The organism is Streptomyces silaceus (assembly GCF_001419745.1).
GTDB classification, from domain to species: domain Bacteria; phylum Actinomycetota; class Actinomycetes; order Streptomycetales; family Streptomycetaceae; genus Streptomyces; species Streptomyces silaceus.
Genome location: NZ_LIRJ01000394.1, coordinates 1 through 18492, shown reverse-complemented (window position 1 = coordinate 18492; position 18492 = coordinate 1). Strand labels below are relative to the sequence as shown.

13 protein-coding genes and 1 pseudogene are annotated in these 18492 nt (G+C 72.4%); 1 reads left to right on the top strand and 13 read right to left on the bottom strand.

Going from position 1 to position 18492, the window contains the following annotated elements; genetic code table 11:
- From AOK22_RS43120 to AOK22_RS31155, 12 genes and pseudogenes are all read right to left on the bottom strand, one after another.
- Positions 1 to 207, bottom strand: a pseudogene (locus AOK22_RS43120) (serine/threonine-protein phosphatase); the annotation flags it as partial.
- Between the two features lie 2 nt (positions 208 to 209).
- Positions 210 to 2744: a serine/threonine-protein kinase gene (locus AOK22_RS31205; protein WP_055702076.1), complete on the bottom strand. Its 2535-nt coding sequence runs from the start codon at positions 2742 to 2744 to the stop codon at positions 210 to 212.
- A complete protein-coding gene (locus AOK22_RS31200) occupies positions 2741 to 4060 on the bottom strand; it encodes a coiled-coil domain-containing protein (protein WP_055702075.1) in 1320 nt (439 codons plus the stop codon). The genes AOK22_RS31205 and AOK22_RS31200 overlap by 4 nt, the downstream gene beginning before the upstream one ends.
- Before the next feature lie 76 nt (positions 4061 to 4136).
- On the bottom strand, positions 4137 to 5135 hold the full coding sequence (locus AOK22_RS31195; RefSeq protein WP_055702079.1) for a glutamate ABC transporter substrate-binding protein: 999 nt from the start codon (positions 5133 to 5135) through the stop codon (positions 4137 to 4139).
- Positions 5136 to 5182: 47 nt separating this feature from the next.
- Positions 5183 to 6586 (bottom strand): hypothetical protein, encoded by a 1404-nt coding sequence (locus AOK22_RS31190; RefSeq protein ID WP_055702074.1) that lies wholly within the window; start codon positions 6584 to 6586, stop codon positions 5183 to 5185.
- Positions 6587 to 6906: 320 nt separating this feature from the next.
- Positions 6907 to 7950, bottom strand: coding sequence for an N-acetylglucosamine kinase (locus AOK22_RS31185; RefSeq protein ID WP_055702073.1), 1044 nt, complete (start codon positions 7948 to 7950; stop codon positions 6907 to 6909).
- Positions 7941 to 9206, bottom strand: a complete 1266-nt coding sequence (locus AOK22_RS31180; protein WP_055702072.1) for a 6-phospho-beta-glucosidase — start codon at positions 9204 to 9206, stop codon at positions 7941 to 7943. The genes AOK22_RS31185 and AOK22_RS31180 overlap by 10 nt, the downstream gene beginning before the upstream one ends.
- Before the next feature lie 8 nt (positions 9207 to 9214).
- On the bottom strand, positions 9215 to 10123 hold the full coding sequence (locus tag AOK22_RS31175; RefSeq protein WP_055702071.1) for a carbohydrate ABC transporter permease: 909 nt from the start codon (positions 10121 to 10123) through the stop codon (positions 9215 to 9217).
- 9 nt (positions 10124 to 10132) lie between these two features.
- Positions 10133 to 11068: a carbohydrate ABC transporter permease gene (locus AOK22_RS31170; RefSeq protein ID WP_055702070.1), complete on the bottom strand. Its 936-nt coding sequence runs from the start codon at positions 11066 to 11068 to the stop codon at positions 10133 to 10135.
- 14 nt (positions 11069 to 11082) lie between these two features.
- On the bottom strand, positions 11083 to 12423 hold the full coding sequence (locus tag AOK22_RS31165; protein ID WP_055702069.1) for an ABC transporter substrate-binding protein: 1341 nt from the start codon (positions 12421 to 12423) through the stop codon (positions 11083 to 11085).
- Between the two features lie 56 nt (positions 12424 to 12479).
- Positions 12480 to 13664 carry an ROK family transcriptional regulator gene (locus AOK22_RS31160; RefSeq protein ID WP_055702068.1) on the bottom strand — a complete coding sequence of 395 codons (1185 nt, stop codon included), beginning with the start codon at positions 13662 to 13664 and terminating at the stop codon, positions 12480 to 12482.
- Positions 13665 to 13975: 311 nt separating this feature from the next.
- Positions 13976 to 15052, bottom strand: coding sequence for a mechanosensitive ion channel family protein (locus AOK22_RS31155; RefSeq protein WP_162290771.1), 1077 nt, complete (start codon positions 15050 to 15052; stop codon positions 13976 to 13978).
- Between the two features lie 292 nt (positions 15053 to 15344).
- On the opposite strand from AOK22_RS31155, the gene AOK22_RS31150 reads away from it, so the two are divergent.
- Positions 15345 to 15881 carry an HNH endonuclease gene (locus AOK22_RS31150; RefSeq protein ID WP_055702067.1) on the top strand — a complete coding sequence of 179 codons (537 nt, stop codon included), beginning with the start codon at positions 15345 to 15347 and terminating at the stop codon, positions 15879 to 15881.
- An 84-nt stretch (positions 15882 to 15965) separates the two neighbouring features.
- Here AOK22_RS31150 and AOK22_RS31145 read toward each other — a convergent pair.
- Positions 15966 to 18492, bottom strand: a 2527-nt coding sequence (locus AOK22_RS31145) for a glycoside hydrolase family 84 protein (protein ID WP_055702066.1), incomplete at its 5' end; no start/stop codon positions are given.

The window sequence follows — 18492 nt, the reverse complement described above, 5'->3', positions numbered from 1 at the left end:
GTCGACGTCCGGGGCGACCGGCCACTGCGCGGGCTGCCCGTTCGCGGCGCCGGGGTCACCGGCGGGCCCGGCGGCGCCGTTGGGCGACACCTCGGGGCGCGCCGGTACGGCCGACAGGTCGAACCCGCACGCTCCGCAAAACAGGTCACCCGACTCCAGCGGCTCCTCACAGCTGGGGCAGGCAGACAGCTGGGGCATCTGCGACATACTCACACCCACGTCCGGGGGCGGAAACGGTTGGCCCGCTCCACCAGTTCGATCCTCTCCTCGCCACCCTGAGCGAGCCGGGCCAGTGTCCGGTACGAACGCTCCAGACCGAACCGGAGACCGCGCTCGTCCAGGTCGCTGCCGAGCAGTACGGTCCGCGCGCCGGTGGCGGCCGGCGGCGCGGAGGCGTGACCAGAGTGCCTACCGGAGAGTACCCAGTCGAGCGCCGTCCCCAGAACCTCGGTCGACAGACGCTCCCTGCGCACCGCGTCGAGACCGAATCCGGCGAGCGCCTCGATCTGCCCCGCGGCGGCCGTCAGCTCGTCCAGGAAGGCCGTGCCCGGCGAGGCCGTGGCGCCCGCGGACAGGCGCCACCTGAGCCGCGCCCGCACCGCCGCCACCCGGGCCGCGGTGTAGTGGATGGAGGACTCCGGCACCGACTCCAGGGTGCGCACGGCACCGGGCCTGTCGTCGGAGGCGAGCTGCACCCGGGCCAGACCGAACGCGGCGCTCACATAGCTCGGGTCGGTCGTCCACACCAGGCGGTAGTACTCGGCGGCGTTGTCGAGCTGGCCGAGGACCTCCGCGCAGACGCCGAGCGCCAGCTTCGGCGCGGGCTCGCCGGGGAACGCGTCGTAGACCGCGTCGAAGGACAGCGCCGCGTTCTCGAAGTCGCCGGTCGCCAGGGCCGCCACGCCCCGGTACCAGACCACCCGCCAGTCGTCCGGACGCTGTCGCTCCAGCTCGGCGAGCGCCTCGGCGGCGGGCGTCAGCTCACCCATGGCGAGCCGGGCGCGCAGGCCGCGCAGCTGGAGCTCCACCGAGTCGGCGGGCGCGGCCCGGAGCGCGGAGATCAGCTCGGCGGGCGCGGAGGCGATGAGACCGGCCAGGAACCCGGCGTTCGGATCGCCCGGGTCGACGCGGGGCACCGGCAGGGCCAGGGCCGTCGCCGCGGACTCCAGCGGACGCACGAGCGCGGCCTCGGCCGGGGCGGCGGGCGGCAGCTCCGGATGGCCGTTGGAGCCCGCCGGGGCCAGGGGGCGCGCCCCGAGCCGCGACACGTCCCCGGACAGCTCCGCGAACAGCTCCGTGTCCGTCACCTTCACCTCGGGCCCGAACAGGGTGGACAGCGCGGGCCGCGGCCGCCCCGTCTGGAGCGCCACGACCTCCCGCAGGACCCCCGTGAGCTGCTCGGCCATCTCCTGCGCGGAGGCGAAGCGGCGGGCCGGATCCGGGTCCGTGGCCCGGACCAGGAGGCGGTAGAACGACTCGTACTTCCGGAAGACCTCGATGTTGTCGGGGTCGGGCAGGGAGTCCACGAACACGTTCGTATAGCCCTGGAAGTCGAAGGTCAGGACCGCGAGGGTGCGGGCGACCGTGTAGAGGTCGGAGGCCACCGAGGGCCCCACCTCGGCGACTTCGGGGGCCTGGTAGCCGACCGTGCCGTAGATCGCGGACTCGTCGTCGTCCATCCTGCGGACCGCGCCCATGTCGATGACCTTGAGCTGGCCCTCGGTCTGGATGGCGTTGTCGACCTTGAAGTCGCAGTACAGCAGATTGCGGCTGTGCAGATGCCCGAGCGCCTCCAGGGCCTCGATGCCGTACGCGCAGGCCTGCTCGACCGGCAGCGGATCGCGCCGGCCCTCGGCGGTGCGGCGGCCGTTGGCGATCTCCTTCAGGGACTTGCCGCCGACGTACTCCATGACGATGTAGCCGTCCATGGAGCCGGTGCGCTGGTCGAGGTGCTCGACGAAGTTGTAGATCCGGACGATGTTGGAGTGCTCGATCTCGGCGAGGAAGCGGCGCTCGGAGATCGCGGCGGCCATCGCGTCCTGGTCGCCCGTGTCGAGCAGGCCCTTGAGGACCACCCAGCGGTCCGACACCGCGCGGTCGATGGCCAGATAGACCCAGCCGAGCCCGCCGTGCGCCAGACAGCCCACGACCTCGTACTGGCCGTGCACGATGTCGCCCGGGTTCAGCTTCGGCACGAACGAGTAGGGGTGGCCGCACTTGGTGCAGAACCCCTCGGTGCGGCCCGGCCGGTCACCGCGCGCACGCCCCACCTGCGCCCCGCAGTCCGAGCGCGAGCAGAACCGCTTCCGCTCGGGCACCTCGGGGTTCTGCTGGACCGCGCCGCGCGGGTCGGGGCGCGGCACGTCCGGCACCTCGACCAGGCCCACGCCCAGGCGCCCGCGCGAGGACCCCGTCGACGACCCCGAACTGCGCACCGACACCGAGCGGGACGTCGAACTGCCCGACAGGGAACGGGAGAGCCGCCCGGACACCGAACGGCGCGAGGACTGCGAGCGCGCCGACCGGGACGAGCGCGAGGACGACCGCGACGAGGAGCGGCCGCTCGCGCTGCCGGACCCCCGGGACCCCCGGCCGCCGGCGGTGATGCCGGTCGGCGACGAACCCACCATGCCGTTCGGCGCGACGACCGGGGCGAGGCCGCAGGTGTCGCAGTACAGCTCGCCGCCGCCGACGTCCTCGTACGAACCCGTGCAACCGGGCCGCTGGCACTGTCGCTGGCTCATGTGTCCCCCCTCCGGTCGGTGGTCCCGCCCTGCTGCGGGATCCTCGGCGCGAGCACCTCCGCGGCGGCCTGCTGATAGCGCAGCACCGCCTGCTCGGCCACGCGCAGGTCGCAGGGCGCGCTCCACAGCATGCGGCGCGCCGCGTCGTACCGCTCGATCAGGAGCGGGTCCTCGGCGTGGCCGAGCCGGGCGACCTTCGCCTTGTACGCGTCCAGCCGGCCGCGCAGCTCCGCGCGGACCGCGAGCGGCGCCGTCACGGCGGTCAACGACTCGCGGGCGCGCAGCAGTTCGTCCTCGGCCTTCTGCTCCAGGGACTCCAGGAGCGGCGAGAGCCGGTGCCACTGCGCGTGCCTGCGGTAGTCCGCGGCCATCGCCAGCTGTTCCTGCAGCGCGGTCGGCGGGCCGCTGACCGCGGGCACCTCGGAGGCGGCGATCTTCGCGAGGACCTCCCCGCGGGCGTTCCTGGCCTCCGCGAGCGTGCGGTCCGCGCGCGAGAGCACGTCGCGCAGCCGGCCGAGGCGCGCCTCGGCGTCCTGGCGGACGGTGAGCACCGCCTCGATCTCGCGGCGCACCTCCTCCAGGGCGCGCGCCTCGCGGTCGTAGCGGTCGGTGGCGGGACGGCCGCCGCCCGGCGCCGAACTGCCCTCCGCGCGCTGCCAGAAGGCCAGCGGATCGGACACCACCTGCTCGCGCAGCGCCGTCAGGGTGCGCGTGATGCGCTCCAGGTCGTCGCCCGAGGGGTGCTCGCCCGGCCGTACGCCCACGGAGTGCGCGAGCTGACGGGTGCGGGCCAGCTCGGCGGCGAGCAGGTCGATGCGGGCGGGCAGCGCCGACCACACCGCGTCGGCGGCGACGACCATGTCCAGGGAGTCCGCGTACAGGTCGTTCATACGAGAGACCAGCTCTTCGAGGGTGAAGCGCTCGGTGAGCCGCGCGGGCCCGGTGAGCGAGCCGCCCGGACCGGCCGCGGAGCCGCCCGCGACGGTCACCGACTCGCCGCGCAGCAGCTCGGTGAGCTCCACGAGGTCGTCACGGCTGGGCCAGCGCCTGCGGTCGCGCGTCTCGTGCGCGGTGCGCAGCGCGCCCGCGTACGCGTCGAAGTAGGCCCACAGCAGGGTGATCCGGCCCTCCGTGGCCGCCCAGCGCTCCTGGGTGACGCCGGTCAGCTCGGCGCCTTCGAGGAGACGGCGTCCCGCGTGGTCCTGGAGGGCGAGGAGCGAGGTCTCGATCGCCTCGTGCTCGGCGTCGAGCCGCGCCAGCGCACGGTCCACCTCGTCCCGGTCCATCACCGGACCGGGGGGTCCCGCGACGCTCATCGATCACCTCTTCGCTCTGCGTTGCCATGACTGTTCCGTCGTATCAGCTCGGTCGTCCGCTCCATGTCGGTCGTGGTCAGTCGCGGTACTCGGGCTTCGGGGGGCCCGGCGAGGTGCCGAGGCCCTTCTTCAGCCACGTGTCGTAGGACTTCTCCCAGCCGTTCGCCTCGTCCTCGCGGAAGTCGGCCAGGACCTTGTTGACCCGGCGCACCAGGTCCTCCGAGCCCTTCTTCATCGCCACGCCGTAGTGCTCGGTGGTGAACGGCTCCTCGCCCTTGAGCTCCACCGTCGGGTCCTGCGCGGCCTGGCCCGCGGCGAGCGCGCTGTCGGTCACCACGGCGTCCACCTCGCCGAGCTGCAGCCGCACCAGGCAGTCGAGCTGGTTGGGGACCGTGGTGGAGATGTCGGCGCCGTAGTTCTTCTTCTTGAGTTCTTCCTCGGCGATCGAACCGGACGCGGAGCAGACCTTCTTGCCCGCGAGCGTCGGGTTGTAGCCCGTGATCGAGGACTTCTTGGGGGCGAGCACCTGCTGGCCCGTCTCGAAGTACCCGGTGGAGAAGTCGACGTCGGCGAGGCGGTCGCAGTTGATCGTCATGGTGCGGACGACCATGTCGACCTGCCCGCTCTTGAGCGCGGGGATGCGCTGGTTGGTGGGGATGGCGCGGAACACGACGGCGTCCGGGTCGCCGAAGATCTCCTTCGCGATCCGGTGCGCCAGGTCGATGTCGAAGCCCTCCAGCTCGCCGCCCTTCTTGTTCGGGTCGCGGTAGCCCCAGCGGTAGCTGTTCTGGTCGACGCCGACGATCAGCTTCTTGACCTCGCGGTTCTTGATCTTCTCGATCGTCGGGCCGTCCTTGGGCGAGGGGCTCGGGCTGCGGTCGTTGCAGTCGTCGGCGTCCGCCCGGGCGGACGTGACCACCGTGGTGCCGGACCCGCCCCGGTCCGCCGTGCCGCCGTCGGCGGCGTCGTGCCGCGGCAGGGCCAGGACCAGCGTCCCCGTCAGGGCGCAGGCGAGCCCCATCGCCCCGAGACCGCCCCAGCCGCGCGGCCAGGTCGTGCCACGTCGTGTCCGCATGCGCCGTACGCCCCCTTCCGCCTCGGCCGTCCCCATCTCGGCCCTCCTCACCGGTACTCCGAAAGCCGGCGGCCGATGCCGAGGACGGCGCCCGCCGCGGCGAGGAACGCCAGCACGGCGGCGCCGACCGGCAGTCCGCTCATCGCGCCCCTGCCGTCCTCGGCGGCCTGCTTGAACTCGGCCTGCTCATGGGCCAGGGCCTTGTCGAGCGCCGCGTCCACGTTGTCGAAGCACTCGCCGGTCGGTGCCTTGTCCTTGGCGCCGATGACCTTGTCGAGCGCGCCCTGGTAGTCACCGGAGTCGTCGCTGGCGCGCGCCACCTTGTGCCGGTCCTGCCACACGCCCACGTTCTTCACGGCCTCGGCGACCGGGTTCTTGCCCGCGCCGTCGTCGGCGAGGGCGATGGCCTCGCCGAGCAGGCCGTTCTTCGCGTCGCCCAGCTGCTTCATCTGCGCGCGGTACGCGACGTCGAACTTGTCCTTCGTCTCGCCGCCCACGTCGGTGGTCTCCGCGCCGCGGCTGACCAGCGTGAGGTTCTCGTTGCCCCGGGCCTTCAGGGAGCTGATCCGGGCGTCGTTGAGCACGTTCAGCGAGCGGACGCCGTTGTCGTAGGAGTCATTGAGCCCCGAGCGCGCGAAGGTGTGGCCGACGACCAGCCAGAGCAGCACGACGGTCGCGGCGGCCGTCGCGGCGAGCAGGCCGTGGTTGAACACGCGGTTCGTCCTGCGGTAGTTGCGGCGCTGGGCCCAGGCGAGACCGCCGAGCGCGAGGAGGCCGAGGGCGATGGCGAACCACGGGTACGGCTTGGCGTTGCCGTAGTCGTCGCTCAGCCGCTCGTTCTCCGCCTTGTAGAGCTTCTCGGCGGCCGGGAGCATCTGCGTCTGCATCGTGGCGTTCGCGTACCGCAGGTAGGCGCCGCCGAGCGGCAGGCCCTGGCGGTTGTTGGCGCGGGCGCGCTCGATCAGGCCGGTGTACTGGGGCAGGAGCTTGTTCAGCTTGGCGACGGCTGCCGCGGACGAGGAGTCCGCGCCCGCGTTCGACGCCGCGGTCGCGAGCTTCTCGGAGGCCCGCTCGATGTCGCGCTCGTAGCGCGCGCGGACGGCGGGGGGCTCCTGGCCGCCCGCGAGGAAGCCGCTGGACGCCGCGGTGTTGGCGTCGGCCAGCGAGCGGTAGATGGCCGCGGCGGCGGCGCTCAGCGGCTGGCTGCGGTGCAGCACGTCGTCGGCCGCGGCCGCGCGGTCCGTCATCTGCCAGGTGGTGATTCCGCCGAACGCGACGACGAGCAGGGCCAGTACGGCACCGATGATGCGCAGCCGGCCCGGCTCGGTGGTCGCGCCGGCCCGCAGCCGGTCGACGCCCTCGGACCAGGCGGTGCGGCGCTCGGCGACGGCGGCCGGCGCGGCCGGTGCCGCGGGTGCGGTGCCCGGTGCCTGCGGCGGCACGGTGGGCATCGTCGGCGCGGGTGGTGCGGCCGGTGCGGGTGGTGCCGGTGCCTGCCCCGGCGGGCTCGGCGCCGGTCCGGGCGGACCCGGTGGCACCGCGCTGCCGTTCGGCGGATTTGTCACCTTGACCTCGACCTCCCCCTCGGGTCTCCGGACGGTTCTTCCGCCCGGCGCGCGCAGCGCGGGAAGAAGTGCACGGCCGCAAGTATTGCCGCAGGGACTGACATCCGCACAGGCCTTGACTCGATCTTGTTCGGATCCCTGCCCATGTACACGAGATTGAGGGGGTTTCGGTTCCCGCCCGCGCCCACGGCGCGGGCGGGAAGCCGTCAACGGCCGCGCGCGCCGCCTCCGTCAGCGGAGACGGAGGCGGCGGCGGTCTCGTCGGCCGCCGGCCGTTCGTAGTGGGCCCGCACGCGCGCGTGCACCTCGGTGGCCGCGCCCACCTGGTCGAGCCCGAGCAGCGCCGCGCCGAGCACGGGCCGGGCGGTGACCACCCGGGGCTCCGCCTTGGGCGCCCGCTCGGCCAGCAACTCCCTTATCCGGTCGTCCAGTTGGGGGTGGCGGGCGGCGAGCACGCTGCCGCCGAGCAGCACCGGCGCCTCCTCGTCGAGCAGGCCGAGGCGGTCCAGGGCCACGCCCGCCAGCGCGACGACCTCGTCGGCCATGCGGTCCACCAGCGAGCGCGCCACGGCGTCGCCCGCCGCGGCCGTGTCGAACAGGACCGGCGTCAGCTCGTGCCGCCGCGCCGGGGCGATGCGGCCCAGGTGCAGCGCCTCGATCAGCGCGTACATGGACGGCAGCCCGAAGTGCGCGGGCAGCGCCTCGCGCAGCGCCGTCGCCCCGCCGCGGCCGTCCTCGGCCCGTGCCGCGAACCAGAGGGCCTCCTCGGCGAGTCCGCCGCCCCCGCCCCAGTCGCCGGAGATCCGGCCGATGGCGGGGAAGCGGGCGGTGCGTCCGTCGGGCAGCATGCCGACGCAGTTGATGCCCGCGCCGCACACCACGGCCACGCCGCGCGGCTCGGCGTCCTCCAGGAGCCCGGCGCGCAGGATGGCGAAGGTGTCGTTGCGCACGTCGACGGAGGCGCCCCACGCGCGCTGCCGCAGCGCGTCGGCCAGCTCCCGCTCCTCGACGGGGAGATCGGCGTTGGCCAGGCACGCGGAGACATGGCCCACCGCGTCGGTGCCCGCCTCGGCGAACGCCCGCGTCACCGCGTCCGCGAGGACGTCCACCGCGGTCTCGATCCCGACCTGCGGCGGCTGGAACCCGCCGCCGCGGGCCGCGCCGACGATCCGCCCGTCGGCCGCGACCACCGCGACGTCGGTCTTGCTGTTGCCCGCGTCGATCGCGAGCACGCTCGTGCCTACGCCCACGCCAGGTGCTCCCGGTTGTGCGCGATCAGGCTGTCGGTGAGCTGCTCGGCGTACGCGTACTGGCCGATCAGCGGGTGCGCGAGCAGCGCCTTGAAGACGCGGTCGCGGCCACCGCGCAGCGCGGCGTCCAGGGCCAGGTCCTCGTAGCCGGTGACGTTCGCGATCAGGCCCGCGAACAGCGGGTCCAGCCGCGGCACCGCGAGCGGCCGGGCGCCCTTGCCGTCCACCGAGGCCTGCACCTCGATGACCGCGTCGTCCGGCAGGAACGGCAGCGTGCCGTTGTTGGCGGTGTTGACCACCTGGTAGGGGCTGCCGCCCCCGCCCAGGAGCGAGGCGGCGAGGTCCACGGCCGCCTCCGAGTAGAAGGCGCCGCCGCGCTTGGCGAGCAGCTCCGGCTTCTCGTCGAGGGCCGGGTCGCCGTACATCTCCAGGAGCGTGCGCTCCATCTCGGCCACTTCGGAGGCCCGCGACGGCTTGGTCCTCAGCTCCTCGACCACGGCGTCGTGCTGGTAGTAGTAGCGCAGGTAGTACGAGGGCACGACGCCGAGCCGGTCGACGATCGCGCGCGGCATGTGCAGGTCCTCGGCGACGGCGTCGCCGTGCTGCTCCAGGAGTGCGGGCAGCACGTCCTCGCCCTCCGGGCCCCCGAGGCGTACGCCCGTCTCCCACGTGAGGTGGTTGAGGCCCACGTGGTCGAGGTGCACCTGCCCCGGCGCCACGTCGAGGAGCCTGGCGAACTTGCGCTGGAAGCCGATCGCCACGTTGCACAGGCCGACGGCCTTGTGTCCGGCCTGGAGCAGCGCCCGCGTGACGATGCCCACCGGGTTGGTGAAGTCGATGATCCAGGCGTTCGGGTTGGTGCGGCGGACGCGCTCGGCGATGTCGAGGACGACGGGGACCGTGCGCAGCGCCTTGGCGAGGCCGCCGGCGCCGGTGGTCTCCTGGCCGACGCAGCCGCACTCCAGCGGCCAGGTCTCGTCCTGGTTGCGGGCGGCCTGACCGCCGACGCGCAGCTGGAGCAGCACCGCGTCGGCGTCCGCGACGCCCGCGTCCACGTCGGAGGTGGTGACGATGCGGCCGGGGTGGCCCTGCTTGGCGAAGATGCGCCGCGCGAGACCGCCCACCAGCTCCAGGCGGTCGGCGGCCGGATCGACGAGCACCAGCTCCTCGATCGGCAGGGTGTCCCTCAACCGCGCGAATCCGTCGATGAGTTCGGGTGTGTAGGTCGACCCTCCGCCGACCACTGCGAGCTTCATGGTGTGTCTCAGCCCTTTACTCCGGTGAGGGTGACGCCTTCGACGAAGGCCTTCTGTGCGAAGAAGAAGATGATGATGACCGGCGCCATGACGAGCAGCGTCGCGGCCATCGTCATGTTCCAGTTGACGCTGTGGGCGCTCTTGAACGACTCCAGGCCGTAACTGAGCGTCCAGGCGCCGGGGTTCTGGGCCGCGTAGATCTGCGGCCCGAAGTAGTCGTTCCAGCAGTAGAAGAACTGGAAGAGCGCGATGGCGGCGATGCCGGGCTTGGCCATCGGCACGATGATCCTGACGAGCGTGCGGAACTCGCCGCAGCCGTCGACCTTCGCCGACTCGATGTACTCCTTGGGGATGGTGAGGAGGAACTGCCGCAGCAGGAAGATCGAGTAGGCGTCGCCGAAGGCCATCGGGATGATCAGCGGCCACAGCGTGCCCGACAGGTGGAACTGCTGGGCCCACACCAGGTACATCGGGATCACGATGACCTGCGGCGGCAGCATCATCGTCGAGATGACGAGCAGCATCGCGGTGCGCCGGCCGCGGAAGCGGAACTTGGCGAGCGCGTACGCCACGGGGATCGCCGAGCAGACCGTGAAGAGGGTGCCGAGGCCCGCGTACATCAGCGAGTTGCGCCACCAGTCCAGGAAGCCCGGTGTCTCGAACACCTCCTTGTAGTTGGACCAGTGCCAGGAGTCGGGCCACAGTTCGCCGCTCATCGCCTGGGAGTCGCTCATCACCGACGTCAGGAAGACGAAGACGAAGGGCAGGACGAACAGCAGCGCGACGGCGATCGCGACGCTGTGCACGGCTATCCAGTGCAGGGCGCGCTTGCGGCGGGCGCGGGCGGCGGCGGGGCCCCGGGCCGGGGCGGTCCGTTCGGGTGTGGGCGCGGGCGCGCTCAGGGTCGTGGAAGTCATCGAAAGTCCTCAGTCCTCCGCCGCGAGCAGCCCGGAGCGCTTGCGCATCAGGAGCATCGTCACGGCCATGGCGATGGCGAAGAGCACGAGCGAGAGAACGCACGCCGCACCGGTGTTGAAGTTCTGGAAGCCCATCGAGTAGACGAGCTGGGGAACCGTGAGGGTCGAGTGGTCCGGGTAGCCGGGCTGGATCACCGAGCCGGGGCCGATGTTGACGCCGGAGGCGACCTTCCCCGCGACCAGGGCCTGCGTGTAGTACTGCATGGTCTGCACGACGCCCGTGACCACCGCGAACATCACGATCGGGGTGATCGAGGGCCAGGTGACGTAGCGGAACTTGGCCCAGGGCCCGGCGCCGTCCAGGTCGGCCGCCTCGTACTGCTCCTTCGGTACGTCGAGCAGCGCGGCCATGAAGATCACCATCAGGTCGCCGATGCCCCACAGGGAGAGCAGCACCAGCGAGGGCTTGGCGGTGTCCGGGTCGTTGAACCAGTTGGGCCCGGAGATCCCGACGGCGCCGAGGATCTCGTTGACCGGGCCCGTGCCCGGGTTGAGCAGGAAGACGAAGGCCACGGTGGCGGCCACCGGCGGGGCGAGGTAGGGCAGGTAGAAGGCGGTGCGGAAGAAGCCGACGCCCGTCTTGATCTTCGTGATGAGCAGCCCGAGCGAGAGCCCGAAGACCACCCGCAGAGCCACCATGATCACGACCAGCCACAGGGTGTTCCACAGGGCGGGCCCGAACAGCGGCATGTCCTGGAACACGTACTTCCAGTTCCTGAGGCCCACGAAGGTGGGCTCCTTGATCTGGTTGTAGTGCATGAACGAGAAGTAGACGGTGGCGATCAGCGGGTACGCGAAGAAGACGCTGAAGCCGACCAGCCAGGGGGACAGGAACCCGAGCGTGCGCAGTCTGCGGCGCGCGGGGTTGGAGAGTGACAGTGCCATGGCGGGTTCCTCGCTCAGCTCTTCGACTGGAGGGTGTCGGCGTCGATCTGGTCGTCGAGCTTCTTCAGGCCCTTGCGCAGGTCGCCCACGCGCCCGGCCTCGACGGAGTACGCGAAGTCCTGGAGCGAGACCACGTAGGCGCCGCCGTTGACGGAGGGCGGCAGGGCCTTGCTGTGCTTGTTCTCCAGGATGTCGAAGAAGGTCCGGAAGGTCGGATCCGCGTCCAGCTTCGGTGACTTGAGCGCCGCGAACGTGGACGGCACGTTGTGGATGGCGTTCGCGAACGTCACGACCTGGTCGGTGTCCGCGGTCAGGAACCGCACCAGCTCCCACGCGGCGTTCTGGTGCTTGCTGCTGTGCGCGATGCCGGCGACGGTGCCGGTGATGAAGCCGCGTCCGTACGTGTCGGCCTGGTCGTCGGGGACGGGCAGCGGCGCCACGTCCCAGTCGAACTCGGCCTTGGCCTCGTCCAGCATCAGGCCGCGCCACTCGCCGTCCAGGTGCATCGCGACCTTGCCGGTCAGGAAGGCGTTCTGGCTGGACATCTCGTCGCCGAAGGTCAGCCGGAACCTCTCCAGGTCGCCGTATCCGCCCTGTGCGTCGGCGAGTTGCCGCGCGGTCTTGAAGAACGTGTACGTCGAGGGGTCGTCGGCGAGCCGCGCGTCGCCCTTGGCGTCGAAGTACTGAGGACCCCACTGCGCGAAGAGCCGGTCCGGACTGTTCTGGTAGAAGCGGAAGTTGGGCATGAACCCGACGCGCTTGTACGAGTCCTTGCCGCTGCGCACGGTCAGCTTCTCGGCGACCTTCTTGAACTCGGACATCGTGCGCGGCGGGCGCTCGATGCCCGCCTCCTCGAACGCGTCCTTGTTGTAGTACATGCCGTAGGCGTCCGCGAGCAGCGGAAGGGCGCACTGGCTGCCGCGGTAACTCGTGTAGTCCAGGAGGGTCTTGGGGAAGACCTTCTTCTTGTCGAGCCCGGTCTTCTTCATGAACGGGTCGAGGTTCGCCCACATCCCGGATTCGCAGTACTGGCCCACGTTGTTCGTGGTGAAGGAGGACACCACGTCCGGGGCCTTGTCGCCGCCCGCCCGCAGGGCCTGGTTGACGGTCTCGTCGGAGACGTTCCCGGTGGCCTCGACCGTGATGTTCGGGTGCAGCTTCTCGAAGCGGGCGATGCTGTCGTTGACGGCCTTGACCTCGCCGGGCGTCGACCAGCCGTGCCAGAACTTCAGGGTGACCGGCTTGGTCGGGTCGTCGTTCGCGCTGCCGACGCTCGGGTTGGCGCAGCCGGAGAGCAACAGACCGGCTGCGGCGAGCGCCGCGGACGCGCAGGTGGGCATGCGCCATCGCGGCATGGCGGACTTCCTTTACGGGGGAGGGGAGGTGGGGAGGTGGCTGGGGAAGTGGGAGGTCAGGCCGTGTCGAAGACCTGGTCGCGGGCCTGGGTGAGGGCCGAGCGCAGGGCGCCCGTGAGGATCGGGTCGCCGTCGAGTTCGCTGATGCGGATCCGCGGGCGGGGCAGGGCGAGCCCGGTCAGCTCCTCCTCGACCCGTACGCGCAGCTTGTCGCCGCCGGCCTGCGCCACCGAGCCGGACAGCACGACGAGTTCGGGGTCGACGACGGCGACGACGGCGGCGATGCCGGTGGCGATGCGCCGGGCGACCTCGTCGAGCGCGGCGTCGTCGGCGAAGACCTCCGCCAGCGTCGCGCCGCCACCGGTGAGCTCGCGCACGACGTACGCGGAGACCAGGCTCTCGAAGCCGCCGTCACCGCCGCCGCTCGCCGAGCCGCTGCCCGCCGAGCCGCCGCGCACCAGCGGGGCGCCCGGCAGCGGCATGTAGCCGATCTCGCCCGCGCCGCCGGTGGCGCCGCGCAGCAGGGTGCCGCCGAGCACGATGGCGGCGCCGACGCCCTCGTCGAGCCAGGTCAGCACGTAGTTGTCGAAGTCCTGGGCGGCGCCCTCGTACTGCTCGGCGACCGCGGCGAGGTTCACGTCGTTCTCGATGTCGACGGGGGTGCCGAGGACGGCGGCGAGGTCGTCGCGCAGCGTCCGCGAGTGCCAGCCCGGCAGGTGCGGGGCGTAGCGCAGCTGGCCGGTGTGCGGGTCGATGGCGCCGGGGGTGCCGATCACCGCGGCCCGCAGGTCGTCGTGGCCGAGCCCGGCCTGCCGCAGCGCGCCGTCGACGGCCTCCGCGACCAGCTGGGCGGTGCGGTGGCGCACGTCCTCGGCGACGGCCTCGGCCTCGACGCGGGCCTGGCCGAGGACGGTGCCGGTGATGTCGGCGACGAGGGCGGTGATGCCGGTCGGGTCGGCGGAGAGCGCGGCGACGTGCCCGGCGCCCGGGTCGATCTCGTACAGCAGCGCGTTGGGACCGGGGCGGCCGCTGAGGCTGCCGGTGGTGTGGACGAGCCCGGCGGCCTCCAGACGCCCGAGGAGCTGGGAGGTGGTCGGCTTCGAGAGCCCGGTCAGCTCGCCGATGCGGGTGCGGGTGAGGGGGCCGTGGGCGACCAGGAGGTCCAGGACGGCCCGGTCGTTCATGGCGCGCAGAACGCGTGGCGTGCCCGGTGTCCCCGGAGTGCTGCCTGCCGCTGCCATGACGACCCCCGCCTTTCGGCTCCCCGGCCCCGCGACCTCATCGCCGGGGGGCTTCCATGAACTGTTAGGAAACTTTCCAATTCGTGAGGACCGTACGGCTGGCGTGAAGAGGCCGTCAATAGCGGGCGCCCCCGCGGCAACCAAGTCGTTACCTGTGGGGGCGGGGTGTTGCACGGGGTGCGCCGGAGCCCCTTCCCGGGCGGTGGCGGGCCCCTTCCCGGGCTCCGTCGGGGCTCCTTCCCGGGCCGCGTCCGGCGTACGCGAAGGGGGCGCCCGGAGTGCTTCCGGGCGCCCCCTTCGGTGCGTACGCGCTACTTCGCCAGGTTCGGGGGCGGTATCGGGGCCGTCGCCAGGGACTGGGGGGACGTCGTCGAGGCGTAGGCCGAGGGGGCCGACATGCCGGCCGTGGGGTCGGCCGGGGCGTCCTCCACGGCGACGGGGAGGCCGCCGACGATGCGGATGCCCGCCTCGTCGAACGCCTTCTTGATGCGCCAGCGCAGCTCGCGCTCCACGCCCAGGGACTTGCCCGGCATCGTCTTGGCGGAGACCCGCACCACCATCGAGTCGAGCAGCACGCTGTCCAGGCCGAGGATCTCCACCGGGCCCCACAGCCGCTCGTTCCACGGCTCGTCCTTCGCCATGGACTCGCCGACCGCCGTGAGGGTCTCCTTGACCTTCTCCAGGTCCTCGTCCGGGCGGACCGTCACGTCGACGCCCGCCGTGGACCAGCCCTGGGAGAGGTTGCCGATGCGCTTGACCTCGCCGTTGCGGACGTACCAGATCTCGCCGTTGTCGCCGCGCAGCTTCGTCACGCGCAGGCCGACCTCGATCACCTCGCCGGAGGCGACGCCCGCGTCGATGGAGTCGCCGACGCCGTACTGGTCCTCAAGGATCATGAAGACGCCGGAGAGGAAGTCCGTGACGAGGTTCCGCGCGCCGAAACCGATCGCGACACCCGCCACACCGGCGGAGGCCAGCAGCGGCGCCAGATTGATCTCGAAGGTGCCGAGGATCATGAGCGCGGCCGTGCCCAGGATCAGGAAGGAGGCCACCGAGCGCAGCACCGAGCCGATCGCCTGCGAGCGCTGGCGGCGGCGCTCCACGTTGACCAGGAGGCCGCCGAGGGCCGTCCCGTCCACCGCCTGCGCCGTGCGGTTCATGCGGTCTATCAGCTTGGTGATGGCCCGGCGGACCAGGACGCGCAGGACGACCGCTATGGCCACGATCAGCACGATGCGCAGCCCGATGCTCAGCCAGGTGGACCAGTTCTGCTCGACCCAGCTCGCCGCGTTCGTGGCGCTCTCCTGGGCGTCCTCGAAAGTGGGCGTCTTCGGCTTCGACGTGTCGTCCGGGTCCGTTCCGGCTGTCGACAGGACGGACAAGAGCACGGCAGATACCTCCAGGTGTCGCGGCCTGCCCGGTGAACTAGAGAGAACCGGGGGAACCGGGCAGACCCACCACACTAACGGGGCATTGTGTGTGGATCGTTGTCATGTTCGAAGGAGAGGTAGTGCTCACCTGGGGAGGAAGCGCGCGCCACACGGGGTCGCGCCCCCTGTGGTCGAAAACACTTCAAGGCCGTTACGGGCACATGCTGGCGCTACGACCAGGCATGAGGGGAGACTGGCTACAGATCGTCCCGGCGCGAGCCACGCGCCGCCGGCGTACAAGGAGGCATCCGTGCCGCATGTCCTGGTCCTCAACGCGTCGTACGAGCCCCTCGGCGTCGTACCGCTCCGCCGCGCGCTCGTCCTCGTCCTGGAGAACAAGGCTCTCTGCCTCGAGGAATCCGGCGCCTTCATGCACAGCGCCACACGCACCGTCCCCGCACCCAGCGTGGTCCGCCTCAAGCGGTTCGTCCGGGTCCCTTACAGGGGGCCCGTTCCTCTGACCAGACGGGCCCTGTTCGCCCGCGACGGCGGTCGGTGCATGTACTGCGGTGGCGTCGCAACCAGCGTCGACCACGTCATTCCCAAGAGCCGGGGCGGCCTGCACGCCTGGGACAACGTGGTGGCGTCCTGCCGCCGCTGCAACCACGTCAAGGCCGACCGGCACCTCATGGAGCTCGGCTGGCGGCTGCGGCACAAGCCCGCACCGCCCTCGGGCCTCGCCTGGCGCATCATCGGGACCGGACACAGGGATCCGCGCTGGCTGCCGTACCTGCAGCCGTTCGGCGCGGACGACGCGATGGCCCGGATCGACGGCATTTCCGCCTAGGAACCGATCCGGGCCTTTCTTGTACGCACGTACGTCACGCCTGCCGTACGTACGTCGCGTGCGTCACATGCGTGGCGTGCGCGGTCACCGCTCGTCGGCGACCGCGTACGCCTCGACCGACCACAGCGAGTAGCCGAAGCGCGTGGCCCGCTCGTCGCCCTGCACCCGGATGAAGCGGGTGTCCCGCGCGTCCATGCGGACCGCCTCCCGGCCGCCCCTGCCGTCCCGCACGGTCGCCGCCGTGCGCCAGGTCCGGCCGTCCGACGACGTCTGCACCCGGTAGCCCGCCGCGTACGCGTCCTGCCAGCGCAGCACGACCTGCCCGAGCCTGACCGGCTCCGCGAGCTCCGCCTGCCACCACGCGCCGTCCTTCGCCGGCGAGGACCAGCGGGTCCCCGGATCGCCGTCGACCGCCGCCGACGCCGGGAAGTCCTTCGTCTCGTCGCCCGACGACGACGCCTTCGCGCCGCGCGCCAGGTCGGGTCCCGCCGTGCGGGGATAGGCGCGGACGGACACCGTGCGGGTCTCGTCGCCGAAGCTCACCGGGATGTCGTAGATCCCCGCCCGGGTGCCCGCCGGGACCGTGATCTCGACCGGCACGTCGACCCGGGTGCCGCGCGGCAGCGTGGACTGCTCCGGGACCTTCACCTCGATGCCCCCGGGCGCCTTCGCCCGCAGCTTCCCGCGTACGTCGCCGGGGCGCAGCGAGAGCAGCTCCGCCGTGACCCGCCGGGCGCCGCCGCCGATCTCCGCGTCGGCCTCGGTGCGGCCCAGCGCGAGCCGGGCGGCGGGGGCGTCGGCGAACCAGGGCACGAGGTGGCGGACGGTCCCGTCGCCGGACGCGACACGGACCGCGTCGGCGCGCACGTCCTCGGCCCCGATCTCCGTGAAGCCGCTGTCCGAGAGCGCGCCCACGCGCCGCCAGCCCTGACCGGGGACGTGCGCCTCGACGTCGCCGTGCGTGCCGGGGTCGGTCAGCGCGGTCACCGCGGCCAGCGGACGCTCCCGCCCGAACCGGGCCGTCGCGCCGTCCGAGGCCCGCTCGCCGGTGGTCCCCGCCCACGTCGCGTACGCCTTCTGCGCGCGCGAGAGGAACGGGCCGAGCACGCCCTCGCCGACGGTCGCCGTGCTCGCCCGCAGCTCCTTCTGCAGCCCCGCCAGGGCGCGCGAGGCCCGCCAGGCGGCCGCGCCGTCGCCCTCGGACTGGGCGCGCAGCATGTCGACGGCCCGCTCGCCCGCCTCGCCGTAGCGCGCCAACTGCTCGATCCAGGGCCGCACTTCACCGTCGAGCGGGCTGTCGGCCAGGCGCAGGGGCGCCTCGCGCATCACGGTGAACGCGGCGCGCAGCCGCTGCGCCGACGCCTTGGCGCGTGCCCGGTCCGTCGTCGTGCGCGCGTCCCAGAACTCGCCCAGGAGCGGCCGCAGATACGCCGACTCGTCGGCGCCCAGCACGGACGAGGCGTCGTTGCCCGCCAGCGCCCGCAGCGCGCTCCGCGCCTTCGCGTCGCCGCCCGCGAGGTCGTCGATCGCGGCGAGCCAGGACTCGTGGGGGCGGTAGGCGCGCGGGTTCCAGGCGTAGTCGGCGGCCGTGAACAGCGGGATGCGGGACGCGGAGGGCTGCTCCATGGCGTTGCCGAGGAGGGCGGCCGAGCCGGTGGCGACGGCCGGCTCGCGGCCGGTGTAGGGGCCGAGGAAGATACGGTCCTGCGCGAAGTCGTTGACGGGGTAGTTGTCCATCGTGACCAGCGGGTGCGGGCCGAACGCCTCCCGGGCGCCCGCCAGTTCGCGCCCGGTGATGGTCTTGGGGACGACGCCGACGCCCGTCCAGGCCACCTCCACGCGGCGGTCCAGGTCGCGCGAGAGGGCCGCCCGGTACGCGGTCGAGCCGTCCTGGAAGTACTCCGTCGGCATCAAGGAGAGCGGCTTCGCGTCCGGGTGGCGCGCGGCCAGGTGCGCGGCGACCGCGTTGGCGACCTCGGCCTGTGCCTTCGCCGCCGCCTTCGGGCCCGAACCGAACGTCTCCGCGTCCTGCCCGCAGTGCCACTCGCTGTAGCTGACGTCCTGGAACTGCAGCTGGAAGGCGCGCACACCCAGCGCCCACATCGCGTCGATCTTGCGGGTGAGGTCCCTGACGTCCTTCTTCGACGACATGCACATGGCCTGCCCCGGGGCGACGGCCCAGGCGAGCGTGACGTGGTTGGCCTTCGCGCGCGCGGCCAGGGCGCGGAAGTCCGCGCGCTGGTCCGCCGGGTAGGGCTCGCGCCAGCGGGCCTGGCGGTAGAGGTCGTCGCCGGGGGCGTAGAGGTAGCGGTTCTGCTTGGTGCGGCCCATGAAGTCGAGCTGGGCCAGGCGCTGTTCGCGCGTCCAGGGTGTGCCGTAGAAGCCCTCGGTCATGCCGCGCACCGCGGTGCCCGGCCAGTCGCGGATCCGTACGCCGGGGAGCGTGCGGCCGCCGCGGTCCGCGCCGCTGAGCTGGCGCAGGGTCTGCACGCCGTGGAAGAGGCCGTCCTCGCCGGTCCCCGCGAGGGCGACGGTGTCCCGCCCGTCGACGCGGCCTGCGGCCAGGCGGTACCCGCCGTCGGGCAGATCGCCGCGCTCGCCCGCGCCCAGG

Coding starts and splice junctions, on each gene's coding strand:
- AOK22_RS31205 (WP_055702076.1), bottom strand. CDS start 2,744: ATGAGCCAGCGACAGTGCCAGCGGCCCGGTTGCACGGGTTCGTACGAG.
- AOK22_RS31195 (WP_055702079.1), bottom strand. CDS start 5,135: ATGCGGACACGACGTGGCACGACCTGGCCGCGCGGCTGGGGCGGTCTC.
- AOK22_RS31190 (WP_055702074.1), bottom strand. CDS start 6,586: ATGCCCACCGTGCCGCCGCAGGCACCGGGCACCGCACCCGCGGCACCG.
- AOK22_RS31180 (WP_055702072.1), bottom strand. CDS start 9,206: ATGAAGCTCGCAGTGGTCGGCGGAGGGTCGACCTACACACCCGAACTC.
- AOK22_RS31170 (WP_055702070.1), bottom strand. CDS start 11,068: ATGGCACTGTCACTCTCCAACCCCGCGCGCCGCAGACTGCGCACGCTC.
- AOK22_RS31165 (WP_055702069.1), bottom strand. CDS start 12,423: ATGCCGCGATGGCGCATGCCCACCTGCGCGTCCGCGGCGCTCGCCGCA.
- AOK22_RS31175 (WP_055702071.1), bottom strand. CDS start 10,123: ATGACTTCCACGACCCTGAGCGCGCCCGCGCCCACACCCGAACGGACC.
- AOK22_RS31160 (WP_055702068.1), bottom strand. CDS start 13,664: ATGGCAGCGGCAGGCAGCACTCCGGGGACACCGGGCACGCCACGCGTT.
- AOK22_RS31200 (WP_055702075.1), bottom strand. CDS start 4,060: ATGAGCGTCGCGGGACCCCCCGGTCCGGTGATGGACCGGGACGAGGTG.